Below are 18,069 nucleotides of genomic sequence, written 5' to 3' on the forward strand. Positions count from 1 at the left end.
GTGTGTCGGGCAATGTTCGAATGGATTATGGATCCCAATGCCTGGTTAGCGTTAGGTACGCTAACCATTCTTGAGATCGTACTGGGTATTGATAACATCATTTTTCTGTCGCTGGTGGTGGCCAAGCTGCCCAAAGCGCAACAGAACAAAGCTCGCCGGCTCGGTCTGGCCGCCGCCATGATTATGCGCCTGGCGCTGTTGGCCTCTATCGCCTGGGTGATCCGCTTGACGCACCCGCTGTTTACCGTGCTGGATCACGCCGTTTCCGCCCGCGATCTGATCCTGCTTCTGGGGGGGCTGTTCCTGATCTGGAAAGCCAGCAAAGAGATCCACGAAACCATCGAGGGCACGGAAGAAGAGCACCACACCAAGGTGCACAGCTTCTTCGGCGCGATCGTGCAGATCATGCTGCTCGATATTATCTTCAGTCTGGACTCGGTGATTACCGCCGTGGGCCTTTCCGACCATCTGTTCATCATGATGGCGGCAGTAGTGATCGCCGTCGGTGTGATGATGTTCGCCGCCCGGCCGATCGGTGAGTTCGTCAATCGCCATCCGTCGGTGAAAATGCTGGCGCTGGCGTTCCTGATCCTGGTGGGCTTCACGCTGATGCTGGAAAGTTTCCAGGTGCACGTGCCGAAAGGCTACATCTACTTCGCCATGTTCTTCTCGATGTCGGTAGAAGCGCTCAATCTGATGCGCAGCAAGAAAAACCGCTCGCCGGAATAACCCTACCCGGAAGCCGCCATCGGCGGCTTCCATCGCTTCGTTGACCTCTCATTTCACTTTTTCTTATCAGATAAAGACTTATCTGAGACGCCCTTCGCCGAGAGTTTGCTAATCTTGAAATAACAACCTTTTCTGCATAATTGAGGATCCGCAGGATGAAAAAGTGGGTAATGGCAGTGTCGGCGCTGGTGATGGTGGCCGGCCTGGCGGGATGTTCCAGCGACTACGTGATGGCGACCAAAGACGGCAACATGATCCTGACGCAAGGCAAGCCAGAGATCGACAAAGACACTGGCCTCATCAGCTATAAAGACGAGAAAGGCAACCACCGCCAGATTAACGGCGATCAGGTTTCCCAGGTTATCGAACGCTAATCACCACCCGCCGGCTATCGCCCGCGCGAGCACGGTAGCCCTCATTCGTGTCCGCACGGAATCCGCTTCCCCCATCTTCACCGCTTGGTTATAGTCAGGAAAGGCGACATCGCCGCCCGACGGACTTTGCGCCGTCTTCTGACATTGGGCTCCTGTTTCACCGGGCCGCGCGGCCCGTCAGCGCTAACAAGAAAGGAAGGCCGTTAATGCAATACCACCGTATTCCCCACAGTTCTTTAGAAGTGAGCGTGCTGGGACTGGGCACCATGACCTTTGGCGAACAGAACAGCGAAGCCGACGCCCATGCGCAACTGGACTATGCATTGGCCGCAGGCGTGAACCTGATAGACACCGCCGAACTGTACCCGGTGCCGCCCCGCCCGGAAACCCAGGGCCTGACCGAGAGCTATATCGGCAGCTGGCTCAAGGCGCGCGGCAATCGTGAAAAAATCGTCCTGGCCAGCAAAGTCTCGGGCCCGGTGCGCGGCACCGACAGCAGCATCCGCCCGCAGCAGGCGCTCGATCGCAAAAACATCCGCGCCGCTTTGGACGCCAGCCTCAAGCGGCTGAACACCGATTATCTCGATCTTTATCAATTGCACTGGCCGCAGCGCGCCACCAACTGCTTTGGCAAACTCAACTATCAATACACCGATGACAAAGCTACGGTTACGCTGTTGGAAACGCTGGAGGCGCTGACCGAGCAGGTGCGCGCCGGCAAGATTCGCTATATCGGTGTTTCCAATGAAACGCCCTGGGGCGTGATGCGCTACCTGCAGCTGGCGGAGAAACACGAGCTGCCGCGCATCGTGTCGATTCAAAACCCTTACAGCCTGCTGAACCGCAGCTTTGAGATTGGCCTGGCCGAGATCAGCCAGCACGAAGGGGTAGAACTGCTGGCCTATTCCAGCCTGGCGTTCGGTACTCTGAGCGGCAAATACCTCAACGGCGCTAAACCGGCCGGTGCGCGCAATACGCTGTTCACCCGCTTCAACCGTTATTCAGGGCAGCAAACCCAGCTGGCGATCGCCGAGTACGTGGCGCTGGCCAAAAAACACGGGCTGGATCCTTCGCAGATGGCCTTGGCCTTCGTGCGTCAGCAGCCGTTCGTCGCCAGCACCCTGCTGGGCGCCACTACGGTGGAGCAGTTGAAAATCAATATCGACAGCCTCGATGTGGTATTGGATGAGGACGTGCTGCAGGCGCTTGAAGAAATCCATACCCGGTTTACCATTCCGGCGCCTTAATACAGCCGGGGCGCAGCCAGGCTGCGCCCCGTTTTTTACCGCCGCTGCGACCACCACAGCACGCTAATCGCCAGCGCAAACACCACGCCAAACCCTACGCCGACCCCCACCACCGGCACGCCCAGCTTCACCACCAGCGAATACAGCGCCAGCATCAGCAACATGGCGGCGTTTTCACCCAGGTTTTGCACCGCGATCGCATTGCCGGCACCGACCGAATGCTTGCCCCGCTCCTGCAGCAACGCATTGAGCGGCACCACGAAGAAGCCCCCCAGCATGCCGATGATCGCCAACAAGACATAGGCATTGAGCATGGTGGTTTGCAGCGCGAACACCGCGACCGCGACGCCGATCAGGATCCCGGCCGGCATGCAGCGTTTTACCGTCTTCAGCGTGACGAAGCGCGCGGCAGCGCCGGCCCCCACCACGATACCGACGGCCACCATGGCGTTCAGCAGCGTCGGCGTGGCGTTATCGGCGATGCCGAGCGCCAGCGGCACCCACAGCACCAGCAGAAAACGCAACGTCACGCCGGCCCCCCAGAACAGGCTGGTGCCGATCAAGGAGAAACGCGTCTGCCCATCGCGCCATAACGTGACGCAGGCGGTAAAGAAGCTGTTCGTCATAGCCCGCGGGCGCCAGGAGGCCCCCGGGCGCGCCGCCGCCAGACGCGGAATATACAGGTTGGCGACCACCGCTCCCGCGTAAACCAAGGCGCAGGCCGCCAGCGCCGCGACCACATGCCAGTCCGCCAGAATACCGCCGGCCACCGACCCGGTCAGAATGGCGGCGATGGTCGAGGCCTCCATCAGGCCGTTAGCCTTGACCAGCTTCTCACCGCTGGTGATCTCGCCCAGAATGCCGTATTTGGCCGGCGAATACGCGGCGGCCCCCACGCCGACCAGGCTGTAACCGAGAAACGGGTTGAACCCAAAGCAGATCACCAACGCCCCCGCCAGCTTCAGGGCGTTGGCGAACATCATCACCCGCCCTTTGGCGAAGCTGTCGGCCACCTGGCCGACAAACGGCGCCAGAATGATGTAGGTGGCGACAAAGGCCATCTGCAGGATCGGCTGGCTCCAGTCCGGATACAGCTGCTGCTTGATCAACGCCAGCGTGGCGAACAGCAACGCATTGTCGCCGAACGCCGAGAGAAACTGCGCGCTGATGACGGCGATCATACCGCGTGACAACAAAGGGGATTCGGTCGAAGGATTCATCAGGCACTCTCCGGCTGTTCGGCCATATGACGCAGGGTGACGAAATCGGGTTTGCCGCTGCCGAGCACAGGCAGCGTTTTCAACAGGCGAATATCGCGCGGCACCGCCAGCTCCGGGCTGCCCAGCTCGCGCGCCACCCGCAGCAATGCCTCGCGGGTAATGGCGGGATCGGTGGTGAACAGCACCAGCGCCTCGCCTTTGCTGCTGTCGCTTTTGACGGTGGCGGCATGCAGTTTTTCCGGCGACAGCCGCTGCGCCAGCAATTCGACGCTCTCGAGCGACACCATCTCCCCCGCCAGCTTGGCGAAGCGCTTCACGCGGCCGCGAATGGTGCAGTAACCCTGCTCATCCAGGCTGACGATATCGCCGGTGTCGTACCAGCCCGGCTGCAGCACGCCGTTCGCATCTTCCGCCGCCGGCGGCTCCAGCTCGCCGGGGCGCTCAACCCGCAAATAGCCTTTCATGATATTCGGCCCCTTCAGCTGCAGGCGGCCGCCGTTATCGATGCCTGGCACCGCGATCAGGCGCGCCTCCATCTGCGGCATGATGCGGCCAACGGTGCCTACTTTCGTCGCCAGTGGCACGTTAATGGAGACCACCGGCGCACACTCGGTCACGCCATAGCCTTCCAGAATGCGAATGCCGTATTTATCCTGGTAGATCTGTTTGGTGCTGTCCGCCAGTTTCTCCGCGCCGGCCACCACATAGCGCAGGCGGGCGAAATCATACGGATGCGCGAAGCGCGCATAGTTGTTGAGGAAGGTCGCCGTGCCGAACAGCACCGTACAGTTGCGGTCATACACCAGCTCCGGCACCACGCGATAGTGCAGCGGGCTGGGGTAGAGGAAAATGCGGCTGCCGGTGATCAGCGGCGTGAGTAGCCCCACCGTCAGGCCGAACGAGTGGAACAGCGGCAGCGACGACATGAAGCGGTCGCGCGGCGTGAAGTCGGCGATGGTGCGAATTTGTTCTACGTTGGCCAGCAGGCTGGCGTGGGAATGCACCACGCCCTTGGGGTGGCCTTCGGAACCGGAAGTGAACAGGATCAGCGCCGCGTCTTCCGGGCGTTGCGGCAACGCCGCGCGCTGCGGCTGCAGCAAATGCCGCAAAATCCACAGCTTGTCCGCCAGCGTGACGGTATCCTTCAGATCTTCCAGATACACCCAGTTAGCCTGCGGCACCTGCTCCGGCAGGTGGGTCAGCTTGCCCTTTTCCAGAAACTGGCGCGAGGTGACGATGGTCTTGATGCCGGCGGCGAGCATCGCGCTGTTCAGGCCGTTGGCGCCGGCGGTGTAGTTGAGCATCGCCGGGATGCGGTTACGCAGCGAAGCGCCAAAGATCGCCGCCGCGGTGATGGTGGCGTTCGGCAACAGCAGCCCAACGTGTTCCCCTTCGGCGGTAAAGCGCTGCAGAATGCGGCTGACACCCAGCGATTTCTTGATCAACGTCTGATAACTGTCTTCTTTGAAAGCAATGTCTTCGATACAGGGCTTGCGGCGCCCGTAGCGGTGCTGCGCCGCCAGCAAAGCATGGAACAGCGTCTGCGGTTCACGCGTATCCATCCGCGCCAGCATCATGATCTGCATCAGCCGATCGCCCGCCAGCGCCCGGCGTTCACGCGCGCGCGGCGCTTCCGGCATCGGCAGCGTGGTCGGCGGCAAGATGCGGATGCTGATTCGCGGGAACCAGCGGATCTTGAATACCCCGGCCATGCGGCCGAACGGGCTGAATTCGGGGCCGTCGATCCGCACCGGCACTACCGTGGCACCCGATTTGGCGGCGATAAACGCCGCGCCGTCGTAGATTTTCATCAGCGCGCCGGTCACGGTGATGCGCCCTTCAGGGAACACCACGATCGGCCGCCCCTGCTCGACCATCCGCACCAGCTGTTTGATGGCCATCGGCTTGGTGGGATCGAGCGAAACGAAATCGATGTAGGGCCGCAGCCAGCGCATAAACCAGCTCTCGCCGATGCTGGCGTAAACCGCAAACACCGGTTTAATCGGCAGGAACAGCGCCAGCAGCACGCCGTCGAGGAAAGAGACGTGGTTCGGCGTAATCAGCAGTTTTTGCCGCTCGAAGTGCTGAACATCCCCTTCGACCCGAACCCGAAACAGCAGGCGAAACAGCGCGCGCAGCAGTGAAAAAATCATGCCCTTCTCCCTTGGCCATGGAGGTGTAAATCGTTGTAGGAAAAAGAATACTATATGGCAGGCAAAAAAAAACCTACGCATCCGCGTAGGTTGGTGCAATTGAAAATGGCTTCAACATACAGAGTATGCTGATTTCTCACCAATCAATACCTCTGGGATTACCTACTCTAGAGAGATGGCGAGCAGGAAACTACCGGCGAATCGCAAGAGTTCTGCTCCAAATGCAACCAGCTGTAAATTTCCCGCGATCTGCTGTAATAACTCAATGAAACTTAAACCTTCCCGCAGCGGCGAAAAAATAAATATAACAACGACGGCGAGCCGGTTATCCCGACGTGAAATCGTCATTCATCGCGCGCTGACCTCCACCAGACAGCTCATGGCGTTCGGCCCCTGCGTCAGCGGCGAGGTGCCGATATCCAGCGTCAGCACGTTCGGGTTGCCCGCCTGTTCGACCGGCCGGCGCTGCGCGTCGTAACCCGGCTCGAACCAGGCGCCGGTCGCCATCAACACCACGCCACGCGTCACGCCGTCAGTGAGGGTCGCCCCCGCCAGGCAGCTGCCGCGCGCATTGCTGACCAGCACTTCGCTACCCTCTGCCACGCCGCGCTGCGCCGCGTCTTCGGGATGCATATACAGGGTTTCGCGCCCGGCGGTCTTATTGCCCTGCGCCAGCGGCGCCGGATCCATCTGGCTGTGCAGACGATCGCTCGGTTGGATGGAGATCAGATGCAGCGGCCAGGTTTCGGTCTGCGGCGCGCCCAGCCACTCCACCGGCGGCCGCCACTGCGGATGCGGCGCGAAATCTTCGTAGCGATAACCGGCGATCCGCTCGCTGAACAGTTCGATCTTGCCGCTGGGCGTCTGCAGCGGATTAGCCTGCGGATCGGCGCGGAACGCGTCAAAAAAGACGAACTCCTTGGCCGGCGCGGGCAGCTCGACATAGCCCCGGCGCCAAAAATCCTCAAACTCGGGCCAGGCGACGCCGGCACGCTGCTGCGCCGCGCCGCATTGCCGATAAATCTCTTCGATCCAGGCCCGCTCGTCGCGGTTTTCGGTAAAGCGTTCGCGATAGCCCAGGCGCTCCGCCAGATCGGCGAAGATATCAAAATCGTTGCGCGCCTGATGCTGCGGCGCAATCGCCTGATGCATCGCCAGCACGTAGCGATCGCGCGAGGAGCCGCCGATGTCGTTGCGCTCCAGCGAACTGGTGACCGGCAACACGATATCCGCCATTTTGGCCGCCGCCGTCCACCAGATATCTTGTACGATCACCGTATCCGGCTTCTGCCAGCCTTCCACCAGCCGGTTCAGCTGCTGATGATGATGGAACGGGTTGCCGCCGGCCCAGTGCACCAGGTGAACATCCGGGTACTGGCGCGTCTCGCCGCAAAATTGATAGGCTTCGCCGGGATGCAGCAGCATGTCGCAGATGCGCGCCACCGGGATCGCCAGCCCGGCCGGGTTATCCCCTACCGGCATGGTCGGCGCGGGGGTGTCCACGCGCGGGTTGCCGACGCCGTTCATCGAGCCATGACCGAAGGAAAAGCCGCCGCCCGGCAGCCCCACCTGGCCCAGCATCGCCGACAGCGCGATCATCATCCAATACGGTTGCTCGCCGCGGTGCGCGCGCTGCACGGAGTAGGAACAGGTGATAAAACTGCGCACGCCGATCAGCTGCCGCGCCAGCCGCGCGATGCGCGCCGCGGGAATGCCGGTAATGGCGCTGGCCCAGGCCGGCGTTTTCGCCACGCCGTCGCTCACGCCGTTCAGGTAATCCGCCAGCTGTTGATAGCCTACGCAGTGGCTGTGCAGGAAGGCTTCATCCTGCGCGCCCAGCTGCTGGATTTCGTAAGCCAGCGCCAGCATCAGCGCCACGTCGGTATTCGGCCGGATCGGGATCCACTCCGCGTTGACGAACCCGGGGCAGTCGTCACGCATCGGGCTGATGTTGACAACCGGCGTGCCCTTCTGCGCCAGCTTTTGCAGCCAAGGCTTGAGCGCATGCTCCGCCGCGCCGCCGGAAGAGACCTGGGCGTTTTTCAGCGCCAGCCCGCCAAACGCCACAAACAGCTCGCAATGCTCCACCACGCTCGGCCAACTTGTGACGCGCCCGGTCAACGGCGAGAAAGTGCCGATCACATACGGCAGGAAAAACTGCGCCGCGCCCCAGCTGTAGTTGCCCTGCTGATCGACCCCGCCGCCGCCGCTGAAATAGAACCGTCGCACCAGCGAACGCGCATGATGCAAGCGCCCGGCCGATGACCAGCCATAAGAGCCGGTAAACAGCCCGGAGGCACCGTAGCGATCGCGCACCCGGCGGTTCTCCTGCGCCACCAAATCGAGCGCCAGCTCCCAGTCCACCTCGACGAAGTCTTCCCTGCCGCGCAGCGTACGGTCGCTGCCCTCGCGCTTTTGCAGCCACGAACGGCGCACCGCCGGCTTGCGGATACGTTTGTCGGAGTAAACCATCGGGACGATGGAATCGAGCAGCGGCGAAGGATCGGGATCGTCGGCGAAGGGTTCACAGTGGATAAGCCGGCCGTCTTCAACCACGGCGGTATAAGCGCCCCAATGGGCGAGCTGCGGATAGCGTTTAATGGACATGGCGTTCTCGGCGCAAATCGGAATGCACAGACGTTACCTCAGCCCGCCGCCAGAGCCAACGTACAAATTGCGCTATCGTTCGGCAGCCGACGGTTATGCGCGCAGACGCGAAGAGATTCTGCAACGGCCGCCACAAGTTGCGCACGAGACCGCTTGCAGCCCCGGTTTTTTTCCGCAAAACTGAGGGATGTAAGCGATTACCCAGGATGTGTTGACTGATATGGCTACGATAAAGGATGTTGCCAGGCTGGCGGGTGTTTCCGTGGCCACGGTATCCCGCGTGATAAATAATTCCCCCAAGGCCAGCGAAGGGTCGCGCACCGCGGTGCTGGCCGCCATGGAACAGCTGCAGTATCACCCTAACGCCAACGCTCGGGCGCTGGCGCAGCAATCCACCGAGACGCTGGGCCTGATCGTCTCCGACGTTTCCGATCCCTTCTTCGGCGCGATGGTCAAAGCGGTCGAGCAGGTGGCCTACGCCACCCACAATTTTCTGCTGATTGGCAACGGTTACCACGACGCCGAAAAAGAGCGTCAGGCGATTGAACAGCTGGTGCGGCACCGCTGCGAGGCGCTGGTGGTGCACGCCAAGAGACTGAGCGATCGGGAACTTTGCGGCTGGATGCAACAGATCCCGGGCATGGTGCTGATCAACCGCACGCTGCCGGGTTTTGAAACGCGCTGCGTGGCGCTCGACGATCGCTACGGCGCCTGGCTGGCGACCCGTCATCTGATCCAGCAAGGGCATCAGCGCATCGCCATCATCTGCTCCACCCACCAGATTTCCGACGCCACCGATCGCCTGCAGGGCTATCTCGACGCGCTGCAGGAGCACGGCATTGCCGTGGATGAAAAGCTGATCGCCTACGGCGAGCCGGACGAGATCGGCGGCGAACAGGCGATGACTGAATTGCTCGGCCGCGGCCGTTCGTTCTCCGCCGTTACCTGCTACAACGATCCGATGGCCGCCGGCGCACTTTCGGTGCTGAGCGACAACAGCGTCGACGTGCCGGGACACATTTCGCTGATCGGTTTCGACGACGTGCTGATTTCACGCTATCTGCGGCCGCGCCTGACCACCATTCGCTACCCGATCGTGGCGATGGCAACCCAGGCGGCGGAACTGGCCCTGGCCTTGGCCAATCGCCAACCGCTGCCGGAAATCACCAACATGTTCAGCCCGACGCTGGTGCGCCGCCACTCGGTCGCCACCCTCAACAACGCGCACGAACAGCCGTAATTCGCGCCGCCGCATGGGTGAGCCGTCACCCATGCGCTCAGATTGCGCAGCCCGCCGCATTTCCCACTTTTGGATTTTTTCCGCTCCCAGCGTTCGTGCATATTGTTGGCACAATAATCTTTACACTATATAGCACAAACGCTATATTCGGAGCGCATCATGTGGCAAGTGGTGACCGTCGAACGGTTCGACGACTGGTTTTTAGCGCTGAACAACGCCCAGCAAACAAGCATCCTGGCGGCGATCTTCAAATTACAGACGTTCGGCCCGCAATTGGCACGGCCGCATGCCGATACGCTGCATTTTTCCGACGCGGTCCGGCAGTTGAAGGAGCTGCGCATTCAACATCGCGGGCGCCCTTTCAGGGTATTTTTCGCCTTTGACCCACAGCGGCAAGCGGTATTGCTGTGCGGCGGCGATAAAACCGGCGACCAACGCTTTTACCAGCGCATGTTGCCCATCGCCGCCATGGAGTTTTCACATTATCTGGCAACCCGGAGGTAGTGCAGATGGCCAAACCTTTATCCCAACTGATCGACAAGCTCGATCCCGCCGTCGTTGCCACTGCCAGGCAAAAAGCGGACAAGGAAATTTTCGAGCTGCGGCTGGCGATGCTGAGGGAAGAGCTGGCGGTCTCTCAGGTTGAATTGGCGAAGCGGCTCGGCATCAGCCAACCCTCCGTCGCCAATTTGGAAAAGCGCGGCAGCGAAATCAAACTGTCATCGCTCAAACGCTATATCGAGGCGATGGGTGGCACGCTGTCGCTGGATGTGCAATTGCCCAATGGCCAGCACCGCCGCATGACGCTGTAAAGCGGGCGCAGCACGCCCGCCCGCTTATCAGATAATCTCCAGCGCGATCAGTTCTTCGATGGTTTGGCGGCGGCGGATCAGGCGCGGCTCACCGTTTTCGAACAGCACTTCAGGCAACAGCGGACGGCTGTTGTAGTTGGAGGACATCGATGCGCCGTAGGCGCCGGTGTCGTGGAACACCAGATAATCGCCGATCTGGGCCGGCGGCAGTTCGCGGGTTTCCACGCCGCCGCCCGCCTGCTGGGTGAACACGTCGCCGGATTCGCACAGTGGCCCGGCGATCACCGTTTCGCGCAGCGGTTGCCCCGAGGTATCGCGCCCATCGGCCGGCAACAGCGAAATATGGTGATAGCTGCCGTACATTGCCGGGCGCATCAGATCGTTAAAACCGGCGTCCACCAGCACGAAGTGACGGCTGCCCATGTCCTTTACCGCCCGCACCTCGGCCACCAAGACGCCCGCTTCCGCCATCAGGAAACGCCCCGGTTCGATCTCCAGCTGCACCGGATGCCCCAGATGCGCGGCGATGCGTTCACGCGCCCGGTTCCACAAACCGAAATAGTGTTCGGTATCGATCGCCTCTTCGCCGTACTGGTACGGGATAGACAGGCCGCCGCCGGCGGAAATGGCGCTGATGTCATGACCGAGATCGATCACCTGCTGCACCATCGCATCGCAGACCCGTTCCAGATGCTGGTAATCGACGCCGGAACCGATGTGCATGTGCACGCCGATCAACTTCAGGTCGTAGCGGCGGATCTTCTCCACCGCCTGCGGCAGGTCGGCATACCAGATACCGTGCTTGCTGTTCTCGCCGCCGGTGTTGGTTTTCTGGCTATGGCCGTGGCCAAATCCCGGGTTAATGCGCAGCCACACCGGGTGCCCTGCGGAAACCTGGCCGAGCTGATCCAGCATGTCGATGGAACCCGCGTTGACCGGGATCTTCAATTCGCTGACGCGCGCCAGCGTAGCGTGATCCAACACGTCCGCGGTAAACACGATCTCGCTCGGTTCGCCGCCCGGCTGAAAACCGGCCCGCAGCGCCCGCTCGATCTCGCCCAGCGACACCGAATCCACCTTCACGCCCTGCTCGCGCATCAAGCGCAAAATATGAATGTTCGAACAGGCCTTCTGTGCGAAACGGACAGTATCGAAATGGCGCAGCTGAGCGATGCGCTGGCTGATGATGTCCGCATCATAGGCCCAGACCGGGCAGCCGAAACGCTGCGGCAAGGCCAACAGGTTAGCGGCGTTCAACGCGGTGGAGGTGTCGTGCAACGGGCGTGGCATGGCGATATTCCCAATTCGAAAATGACGGCAGATAACGCCATAGTGCCGCACGCTGAATTGGGTGGAAAATATCTATTTAGCCGTAGTCTATTCATTTATGATATGGCTTTCCCCTTAACCGAGCGGCCTCGCCATGCACAGCATCTCTTTGCGGCAGATCGAAATCTTTCGGGCGGTAATGACCACCGGCAACCTGACCGAGGCGGCGGCCCTGCTGCAAACCTCGCAACCGACCGTCAGCCGCGAGCTGGCGCGCTTTGAGAAGCTGATCCGGCTGCAGCTGTTCGACCGGGTGCGCGGTCGCTTGTCCCCCACGGTGCAGGGCCTACGGTTGTTCGAAGAGGTGCAGCGCTCCTATTACGGCCTCGATCGCATCGTCAACGCCGCCGCCGGCATTCGCCAGTTTCAGCAGGCGCAGCTGTCGATCGTGTGCCTGCCGGTATTTTCCCAATCGCTGCTGCCGGCGGTGTGTCGGCCCTTTATCGAACGTTACCCGGAAGTCAGCTTCAGCGTCATCCCGCAAGAGTCGCCGCTGCTGGAAGAGTGGCTGTCTGCCCAGCGTCACGATCTCGGGCTGACGGAAACCACCCTGACGCCGGCGGGCACCGAGCGGGTGACGTTGATGACGTTGAACGAAGTCTGCGTGCTGCCGACGGGCCACCCGCTGCTGGTGAAAGATCGGCTGACGCCGCAGGACTTCGCCGGGCATAACTTTATCAGCCTGTCGAGCACCGACAGCTATCGCCACCTGCTGGATGCGTTGTTCGGCGAACAGCGCGTCGAGCGCCGCATGGTGATGGAAACGCACAGCGCAGCGTCGGTGTGTGCCATGGTGAGGGCGGGCGTGGGGGTGTCGATCGTCAACCCGCTGACGGCGCTCGACTATGCCGGTAACGGTGTGCACGTGCGGCCGTTCAGCGTCGACGTGCCGTTCACCGTCAGCCTGATCCGGCCGCTGCACCGCCCTTCATCGGCGCTGGTCACCGCCTTTATCGACCACCTTCATCAGCAGGCCGCCGCCTTTGCCGCCCGGCTGGCCGCCGCCGTCAGGCGCTGAAAGCGGCGCGGGAATATTGCCGAAGCATCAGCGCAGCGTGGCCTGCCACTGCGGATCGGTGGCGAACCACTCCACCAAAAAGTCCAGCATGGTGCGCAAGGTGGCGGGCATCTGGCGGCGTGAGGTATAGATGCCGTAGATGCCCATCGACTGCGGCCGGTAATCCGGCAACAGTTCGACCAGTTCGCCGCTGGCCAGCAGCGGCGCCGCCGAATAATAGGGCTGCATGGAAATGCCCGCCCCCTGCACCGTGCCGGCCATCAGCACCACCGACTCGTTGGCACTCAGGTTGCCGCTGACCGCTACCGCCGATTTCACGCCCTGAACATCGAAGTGCCACAGGCTTTTGCCGAAATAGGAGTAGGTCAGGCAGTTGTGCAACGCCAGATCCTGCGGTTGACGCGGGGTGCCGTGCGCCGCCAGATATGCCGGCGCAGCGCACACCACCGATGCGCAGGTGGACAGCGGGCGGGCGATCAGGTTGGGATCCAGCTCGTTGGTGATACGCAGCGCCAGATCGATGCGCTCTTCCACCAGGTTCACCGCCCGGTTGTTCATCTGCAGATCGACCGCCACCTGCGGGTGACGCTTCAGATACTGAGCGACGGCCCCCACCAGCGCCGTTTGCCCGAGCGACTGCGAACAGGTGATGCGCAGCAGGCCGCGCAGCTCATCGCTCTGCCCTTCCTCCACCAGGTCGATCTCCCCCGCCAGCGCCAGCATTTGCCGGCAGCGTTCCAGAGTACGCTCCCCGGCGTCGGTCAGACTAAGCTTACGGGTAGTGCGGTGCAGTAAACGCGCCCCGGCCCATTGCTCCATCTGCGCCAGGTAGCGCGTCACCATCGCGCGCGACATCTCCAGCGTTTCCGCGGCGGCGATCATGCTGCCGCGATCGACGATGGTGACAAAAACCTCAGCGGCGGTAATGCGATCCATGATTAGTCCGATTTATGCAACGAATAATTGCTTATTATCCGGTTTTTCTGTCGCTTTATGCAACCTAACATCATTACAACATTAACCGATACCTAAGGACCTCTGCCCATGTTTAAGAAATCACTGTTAACTCTGGCCTTCACCGGCGTCGCCACCCTCAGCACCTACGCCACCGCGGCCGATACCCTGACCATGGAAGTGTATAACCCGGGCGAGAAAAGCGTGTTCCCGGTGTCTTCCGAAATCATCAGCGGCAAACACGAAGTGGCGCTGATCGACGCTCAGTTCCAGCGTAACGATGCCGAAGCGCTGGTGAAAAAGATCAAGGCGACCGGCAAGAAACTGACCACCGTTTATATCAGCCACTCAGACCCGGATTTCTATTTCGGTCTGGACGTGATTAAAGCGGCCTTCCCGGAGGCGAAAATCATCGCTTCGCCAGGCACCATCAAGGACATCAACGCCACCAAAGACGGCAAAGTCGCCTATTGGGGCCCGATCCTGAAAGACAACGCGCCGAAAACCGTGATCGTGCCGCAGCCGCTGCAGGGCGACAGCTTCACCATCGACGGCCAGAAAGTGGAAGTGAAAGGCCTGAACGGCCCGACCCCCGATCGCACCTTCGTGTGGATCCCGGCGTTGAAGGCGGTCGTTGGCGGTGTCGCGGTCGCCGGTGACAACATCCATCCGTGGATCGCCGACAACCAGAGCGTGGAATCGCGCCAGCACTGGCAGCAGACGCTGAAAAACATCGAAGCGCTGAAGCCGCAGGTCGTCGTGCCGGGCCACTTCCTGCCGGGCGCAGCGCAAACGCTGGCATCGGTTCACTTTACCCAGAAATACCTGACCACGCTGGAAGCCGAACTGCCGAAAGCCAAGGATTCCGCCGCGCTGATTGAAGCGATGAAAAAGCACTACCCGACGCTGAAAGACGAGTCGAGCCTGGAACTGAGCGCGAAAGTGCTGAAAGGCGAGATGAAGTGGCCGCAATAAGCGCCCGTGCGTGATTGAACCAGCCCTGGCGCCGCGGTGAACTGCCGCGCGCCAGGCGAGGAGTAAAGATGACCGAAACCACTCTGCATTACATTTTCGATCCGCTGTGCGGTTGGTGCTACGGCGCCGCGCCGCTGGTGAAAGCGGCTCAGAGCCTCCCCGGGCTGAAGGTCGTGCCGCACGCCGGCGGCATGATGACCGGCAACAACCGCCGCCAAATCACCGACGAATGGCGCAACTACGTCATTCCGCACGACAAACGCATCGCCGAGATGACGGGCCAGCCTTTTGGCGAAGCCTATTTCAACGGCCTGCTGCGCGACACCACGGCGGTGATGGATTCCGAGCCGCCGATTACCGCTATCCTGGCGGCGGAAAAGCTGGCGGGACGCGGGCTGGACATGCTGCACCGCATTCAGCAGGCACACTATCAGGAAGGCCGGCGCATCGCCGACACGCCGGTGCTGGAAGCGTTGGCGAAAGAGCTGGGGTTGCCTTCGGCGGCGTTTATCGCCGAAATGCGTTTCAGCAGCGGCGCGCCGACCGCGCAACACATCGCGGAAAGCCGGGCGCTGCTGGCCAAAGTGCAAGGCCAGGGCTTCCCGACCTTTGCGCTACAGGACAGCGAAGGCCGCCTGCATCTGCTGCCGGCCGGCAACTATCTGGGTAACGTGGAAGCCTGGAAAAACCTGCTGGGCGCCGCCGCGCTGGCGTAACCAACCTCTCTCGCCCCGGCAGCCGGGGCGGGTCATTCGACCCGCACGAACCGCCCTTCCGCCCGCACGTTGTGACCGAACCCGCAATCCCCACGCGTGTGCATTTCCAACGCTTGCTCGCCAAACTCCAGCGTCACGTCGCAGACCTGCGCGCTTTCCGAGTCATGCTGATGATAAACAGCTTTGCCGTGCTCGATCGGCAGCTCGGCGGTGAAGTCGCCCATGTTCGGGCCGTAATACAGCCCCATCTGCGGCATGGCGTAGCCGGAGAAATCGATCAGCCAGCGCTCGCCCTGCGGCTTCACCACCACTTCGCTCCACACGCCGCGCCCGGCGTATTGCCAATACACGCCGCCCGGCCCCTGCGGCTGCGGCCGCTGTGCCAGCCGTTGGCGCAACAGGCTCATGTTGTGCTGCGATTTGTCATCGTGCGGCGCCAGCGCCAGATAGGCCTGCGCCTTGAGCAATTCGCCGGCGTGCATCAGCGACAACGCCACGTTGTTGTAGGCCGTGGCGACGGCCTGCTCGCTCAGGCCGCAAAACTCGCTCCAGGCCGCCTGATCGCGAAAGATGTCGGCAGCGTTGGCGTAATCCTGCCGCTGATAGGCCTTTTTTCCCAGCTCGGCGTAGCTCGCCACCTTTTGGCAGTCGGCGGCGATGTCCGGCTCGTCAATGTGCGCCCAGGCCCGGGCGCTGGCGAAGACGCCGCAGGTCAGCAACAGGGGAACCCAAGCCTTCATCGTTTATCCTTTCTGCAAAAATTCGGCGCCAGTATAACCGCCCGGCGGCGGAGTGTATGCCGCAATTGCGCCCATCTGCGCACCGCTGACGATTCAACCGCCTTATTTCAAACGGTTAGCGAGGTCAAAACTGCTTACAGTCGCGGTTTGTTTGTTACCGGCCCGCGGCCCATGCTGAACAAAATGCCGCAATTAACGAGTCGCTATGAACGCAACCCCCTTGCAGAAACACGCTGTTTGGCAGCTGATCAAACCCTTTTGGGTGTCGGAGGAGCGATGGCGCGCCTGGATGATGCTGATCGCCATCGTCGTCCTGTCGCTCGGTCTGGTCTATATCAGCGTGCAGATCAACCAATGGAACCAGGTGTTCTACGATGCGCTGCAGAACAAAAACTACCCGGTATTCAAGGCGCAGCTGTGGCGCTTTACCTATCTGGCGCTGATCTTCATCGTGCTGGCGGTCTACAAGATCTACCTGACTCAGGGGCTGCAGATGCGCTGGCGGCGCTGGATGACGGAAAAGTTCATGGAAAAATGGCTGGCGCACCAGGCGTATTACCACACCGAGCAGCAGCAGATCGTCGATAACCCCGATCAGCGTATTGCCGAAGATCTCAACGTATTGACCCAATATACCCTGTCGCTGTCGCTCGGGCTGCTCTCCAGCCTGGTGACGCTGTTTTCCTTTATCGACATCTTGTGGCACGTCAGCGGGCCGATGACCTTCGCGCTCGGCCAGCACGCCATCACGCTGCCCGGTTATATGGTGTGGTTCGCGCTGCTGTATGCGGTGCTGGGATCGCTGCTGATCTGGTGGGTCGGCAAACCGCTGGTCATGCTGGGCTTCAATCAGGAACGGTACGAGGCGAACTTCCGCTTCGGCCTGATCCGCATCCGCGAAAACAACGATGCCATCGCGCTGTACCACGGCGAACCGCGCGAGGCACAGCAGCTGGGCGATCGTTTCGACACCATTCGCAGCAACTGGTGGGCAATTATGCGCATCACCCGGCGGCTGAACATCGCCACCAACTTCTACGGCCAGTTCGCCATCGTGTTTCCCCTGCTGGTGGCAGCGCCGCGCTACTTCTCCGGTGCCATTCAGATGGGCGGCCTGATGCAGATCGCCTCGGCCTTCGGTCAGGTGCAGGGGGCGCTGTCATGGTTTATCGATGCGTTTAACGATTTGGCGACCTGGAAAGCCTGCGTCAACCGTTTGGCCGGCTTCAACGCCGCCGTCGATCAGGTGCATCATCAGCCGCGCGGCATTCAGCTGCGGGAAGAGACCGCCCATCCGTTAACGCTGGATAACCTCAGCCTGAACTTGCCCGACGGCCAGCCGCTGCTGGCCGGCGCCGAGATGACGCTGCAACGCGGCGATCGCCTGCTGATCATCGGCCCTTCCGGCTGCGGCAAGTCGACGCTGCTGCGGGCCATCGCCGGTATCTGGCCTTACGGCGCGGGGGCTATCGGGGTAGCGGCCAATGCCAACACGCTGTTCCTGCCGCAGCGCAGCTACATTCCGATCGGCACGCTGCGCGAAGCGTTGAGCTACCCGAGCCTGGCGTCGGAATACAGCGATCCGCAGCTGATGCGGGTGCTGGAAAACTGCCGCCTGAAGCACCTGCAGCGCTGGCTGGATACCTCCGCCAACTGGAGCCACCGCCTGTCGCCGGGCGAGCAACAGCGGCTGGCGTTCGCCCGCGCCCTGTTGATTCGCCCGAGCATCCTGTTCCTCGACGAGGCCACCAGCGCGCTGGACGACGAAACCGAACAGTTGATGTACTGCCTGCTGGTGGATGAACTGCCGGACGTGACGCTGATCAGCGTGGCGCACCGCAACAGCGTGGCGAAGTACCACCAGACCTGCTGGCGCTTCAGCCGCAGCGAAGATCAACCGGCGCGCCTGGCGCTGAGCCCGCTGCCGGTATAACCCGCAGACCGACGGCGTTCGT

At 61.6% G+C, this 18,069-nt stretch carries 16 protein-coding genes; 10 read left to right on the top strand and 6 right to left on the bottom strand.

Annotated elements, in window-relative coordinates; genetic code table 11:
- Nucleotides 1–12 precede the first annotated feature (12 nt).
- The 3 genes from HMPREF3138_RS01205 (at nt 13) to HMPREF3138_RS01215 (ending at nt 2,350) form a co-directional block, all read left to right on the top strand.
- Nucleotides 13–729, top strand: coding sequence for a TerC family protein (locus HMPREF3138_RS01205; protein ID WP_038878693.1), 717 nt, complete (start codon nt 13–15; stop codon nt 727–729).
- A 155-nt stretch (nt 730–884) separates the two neighbouring features.
- Nucleotides 885–1,103 (top strand): YgdI/YgdR family lipoprotein, encoded by a 219-nt coding sequence (locus HMPREF3138_RS01210; protein ID WP_038878690.1) that lies wholly within the window; start codon nt 885–887, stop codon nt 1,101–1,103.
- Nucleotides 1,104–1,309: 206 nt separating this feature from the next.
- Complete coding sequence (locus tag HMPREF3138_RS01215) at nt 1,310–2,350, top strand: NADP(H)-dependent aldo-keto reductase (RefSeq protein ID WP_038878687.1); 1,041 nt, start codon at nt 1,310–1,312, stop codon at nt 2,348–2,350.
- Between the two features lie 35 nt (nt 2,351–2,385).
- Here HMPREF3138_RS01215 and lplT read toward each other — a convergent pair whose 3' ends face one another.
- The 3 genes from lplT to HMPREF3138_RS01235 all read right to left on the bottom strand — a co-directional run bounded on the left by lplT (nt 2,386) and on the right by HMPREF3138_RS01235 (nt 8,330).
- The gene (gene lplT, locus HMPREF3138_RS01220; protein ID WP_038878684.1) at nt 2,386–3,570 is read right to left on the bottom strand and encodes a lysophospholipid transporter LplT; all 1,185 of its coding nucleotides are present in this window, start codon (nt 3,568–3,570) and stop codon (nt 2,386–2,388) included.
- Complete coding sequence (gene aas, locus HMPREF3138_RS01225) at nt 3,570–5,723, bottom strand: bifunctional acyl-ACP--phospholipid O-acyltransferase/long-chain-fatty-acid--ACP ligase (RefSeq protein WP_038878681.1); 2,154 nt, start codon at nt 5,721–5,723, stop codon at nt 3,570–3,572. The genes lplT and aas overlap by 1 nt, the downstream gene beginning before the upstream one ends.
- A gap of 348 nt (nt 5,724–6,071) precedes the next feature.
- Nucleotides 6,072–8,330 (bottom strand): molybdopterin guanine dinucleotide-containing S/N-oxide reductase, encoded by a 2,259-nt coding sequence (locus HMPREF3138_RS01235; protein WP_038878674.1) that lies wholly within the window; start codon nt 8,328–8,330, stop codon nt 6,072–6,074.
- 220 nt (nt 8,331–8,550) lie between these two features.
- Between HMPREF3138_RS01235 and galR the strand changes: the two genes are divergently transcribed.
- The 3 genes from galR (at nt 8,551) to HMPREF3138_RS01250 (ending at nt 10,382) form a co-directional block, all read left to right on the top strand.
- Nucleotides 8,551–9,570 carry an HTH-type transcriptional regulator GalR gene (galR, locus tag HMPREF3138_RS01240; protein ID WP_038878671.1) on the top strand — a complete coding sequence of 340 codons (1,020 nt, stop codon included), beginning with the start codon at nt 8,551–8,553 and terminating at the stop codon, nt 9,568–9,570.
- Between the two features lie 159 nt (nt 9,571–9,729).
- Complete coding sequence (locus HMPREF3138_RS01245; RefSeq protein WP_038878669.1) at nt 9,730–10,074, top strand: type II toxin-antitoxin system RelE/ParE family toxin; 345 nt, start codon at nt 9,730–9,732, stop codon at nt 10,072–10,074.
- A gap of 5 nt (nt 10,075–10,079) precedes the next feature.
- The gene (locus HMPREF3138_RS01250; protein WP_038878665.1) at nt 10,080–10,382 is read left to right on the top strand and encodes a helix-turn-helix domain-containing protein; all 303 of its coding nucleotides are present in this window, start codon (nt 10,080–10,082) and stop codon (nt 10,380–10,382) included.
- Between the two features lie 27 nt (nt 10,383–10,409).
- Here the strand turns inward: HMPREF3138_RS01250 and lysA are convergent, their stop codons facing one another.
- A complete protein-coding gene (gene lysA, locus HMPREF3138_RS01255) occupies nt 10,410–11,672 on the bottom strand; it encodes a diaminopimelate decarboxylase (RefSeq protein ID WP_038878662.1) in 1,263 nt (420 codons plus the stop codon).
- 133 nt (nt 11,673–11,805) lie between these two features.
- Here lysA and HMPREF3138_RS01260 point away from each other — a divergent pair, with 133 nt between their 5' ends.
- Complete coding sequence (locus HMPREF3138_RS01260) at nt 11,806–12,729, top strand: LysR family transcriptional regulator (protein ID WP_038878659.1); 924 nt, start codon at nt 11,806–11,808, stop codon at nt 12,727–12,729.
- 27 nt (nt 12,730–12,756) lie between these two features.
- Here HMPREF3138_RS01260 and HMPREF3138_RS01265 read toward each other — a convergent pair whose 3' ends face one another.
- Entirely contained in the window at nt 12,757–13,665 is a 909-nt protein-coding gene (locus HMPREF3138_RS01265) for a LysR family transcriptional regulator (RefSeq protein ID WP_038878655.1), read from the bottom strand.
- 108 nt (nt 13,666–13,773) lie between these two features.
- Here HMPREF3138_RS01265 and HMPREF3138_RS01270 point away from each other — a divergent pair, with 108 nt between their 5' ends.
- Together HMPREF3138_RS01270 and HMPREF3138_RS01275 are read left to right on the top strand one after the other, a co-directional pair.
- Nucleotides 13,774–14,658 carry an MBL fold metallo-hydrolase gene (locus HMPREF3138_RS01270; protein WP_033635778.1) on the top strand — a complete coding sequence of 295 codons (885 nt, stop codon included), beginning with the start codon at nt 13,774–13,776 and terminating at the stop codon, nt 14,656–14,658.
- A gap of 68 nt (nt 14,659–14,726) precedes the next feature.
- Nucleotides 14,727–15,374 (top strand): DsbA family protein, encoded by a 648-nt coding sequence (locus HMPREF3138_RS01275; protein ID WP_038878652.1) that lies wholly within the window; start codon nt 14,727–14,729, stop codon nt 15,372–15,374.
- Between the two features lie 32 nt (nt 15,375–15,406).
- Here HMPREF3138_RS01275 and HMPREF3138_RS01280 read toward each other — a convergent pair whose 3' ends face one another.
- Nucleotides 15,407–16,114: a hypothetical protein gene (locus HMPREF3138_RS01280; RefSeq protein WP_038878649.1), complete on the bottom strand. Its 708-nt coding sequence runs from the start codon at nt 16,112–16,114 to the stop codon at nt 15,407–15,409.
- A 205-nt stretch (nt 16,115–16,319) separates the two neighbouring features.
- On the opposite strand from HMPREF3138_RS01280, the gene HMPREF3138_RS01285 reads away from it, so the two are divergent.
- Complete coding sequence (locus tag HMPREF3138_RS01285) at nt 16,320–18,047, top strand: ABC transporter ATP-binding protein/permease (protein WP_038878646.1); 1,728 nt, start codon at nt 16,320–16,322, stop codon at nt 18,045–18,047.
- Nucleotides 18,048–18,069: the final 22 nt, after the last annotated feature.

The organism is Serratia sp. HMSC15F11, from assembly GCF_001808215.1.
Lineage (GTDB): Bacteria > Pseudomonadota > Gammaproteobacteria > Enterobacterales > Enterobacteriaceae > Serratia > Serratia nevei.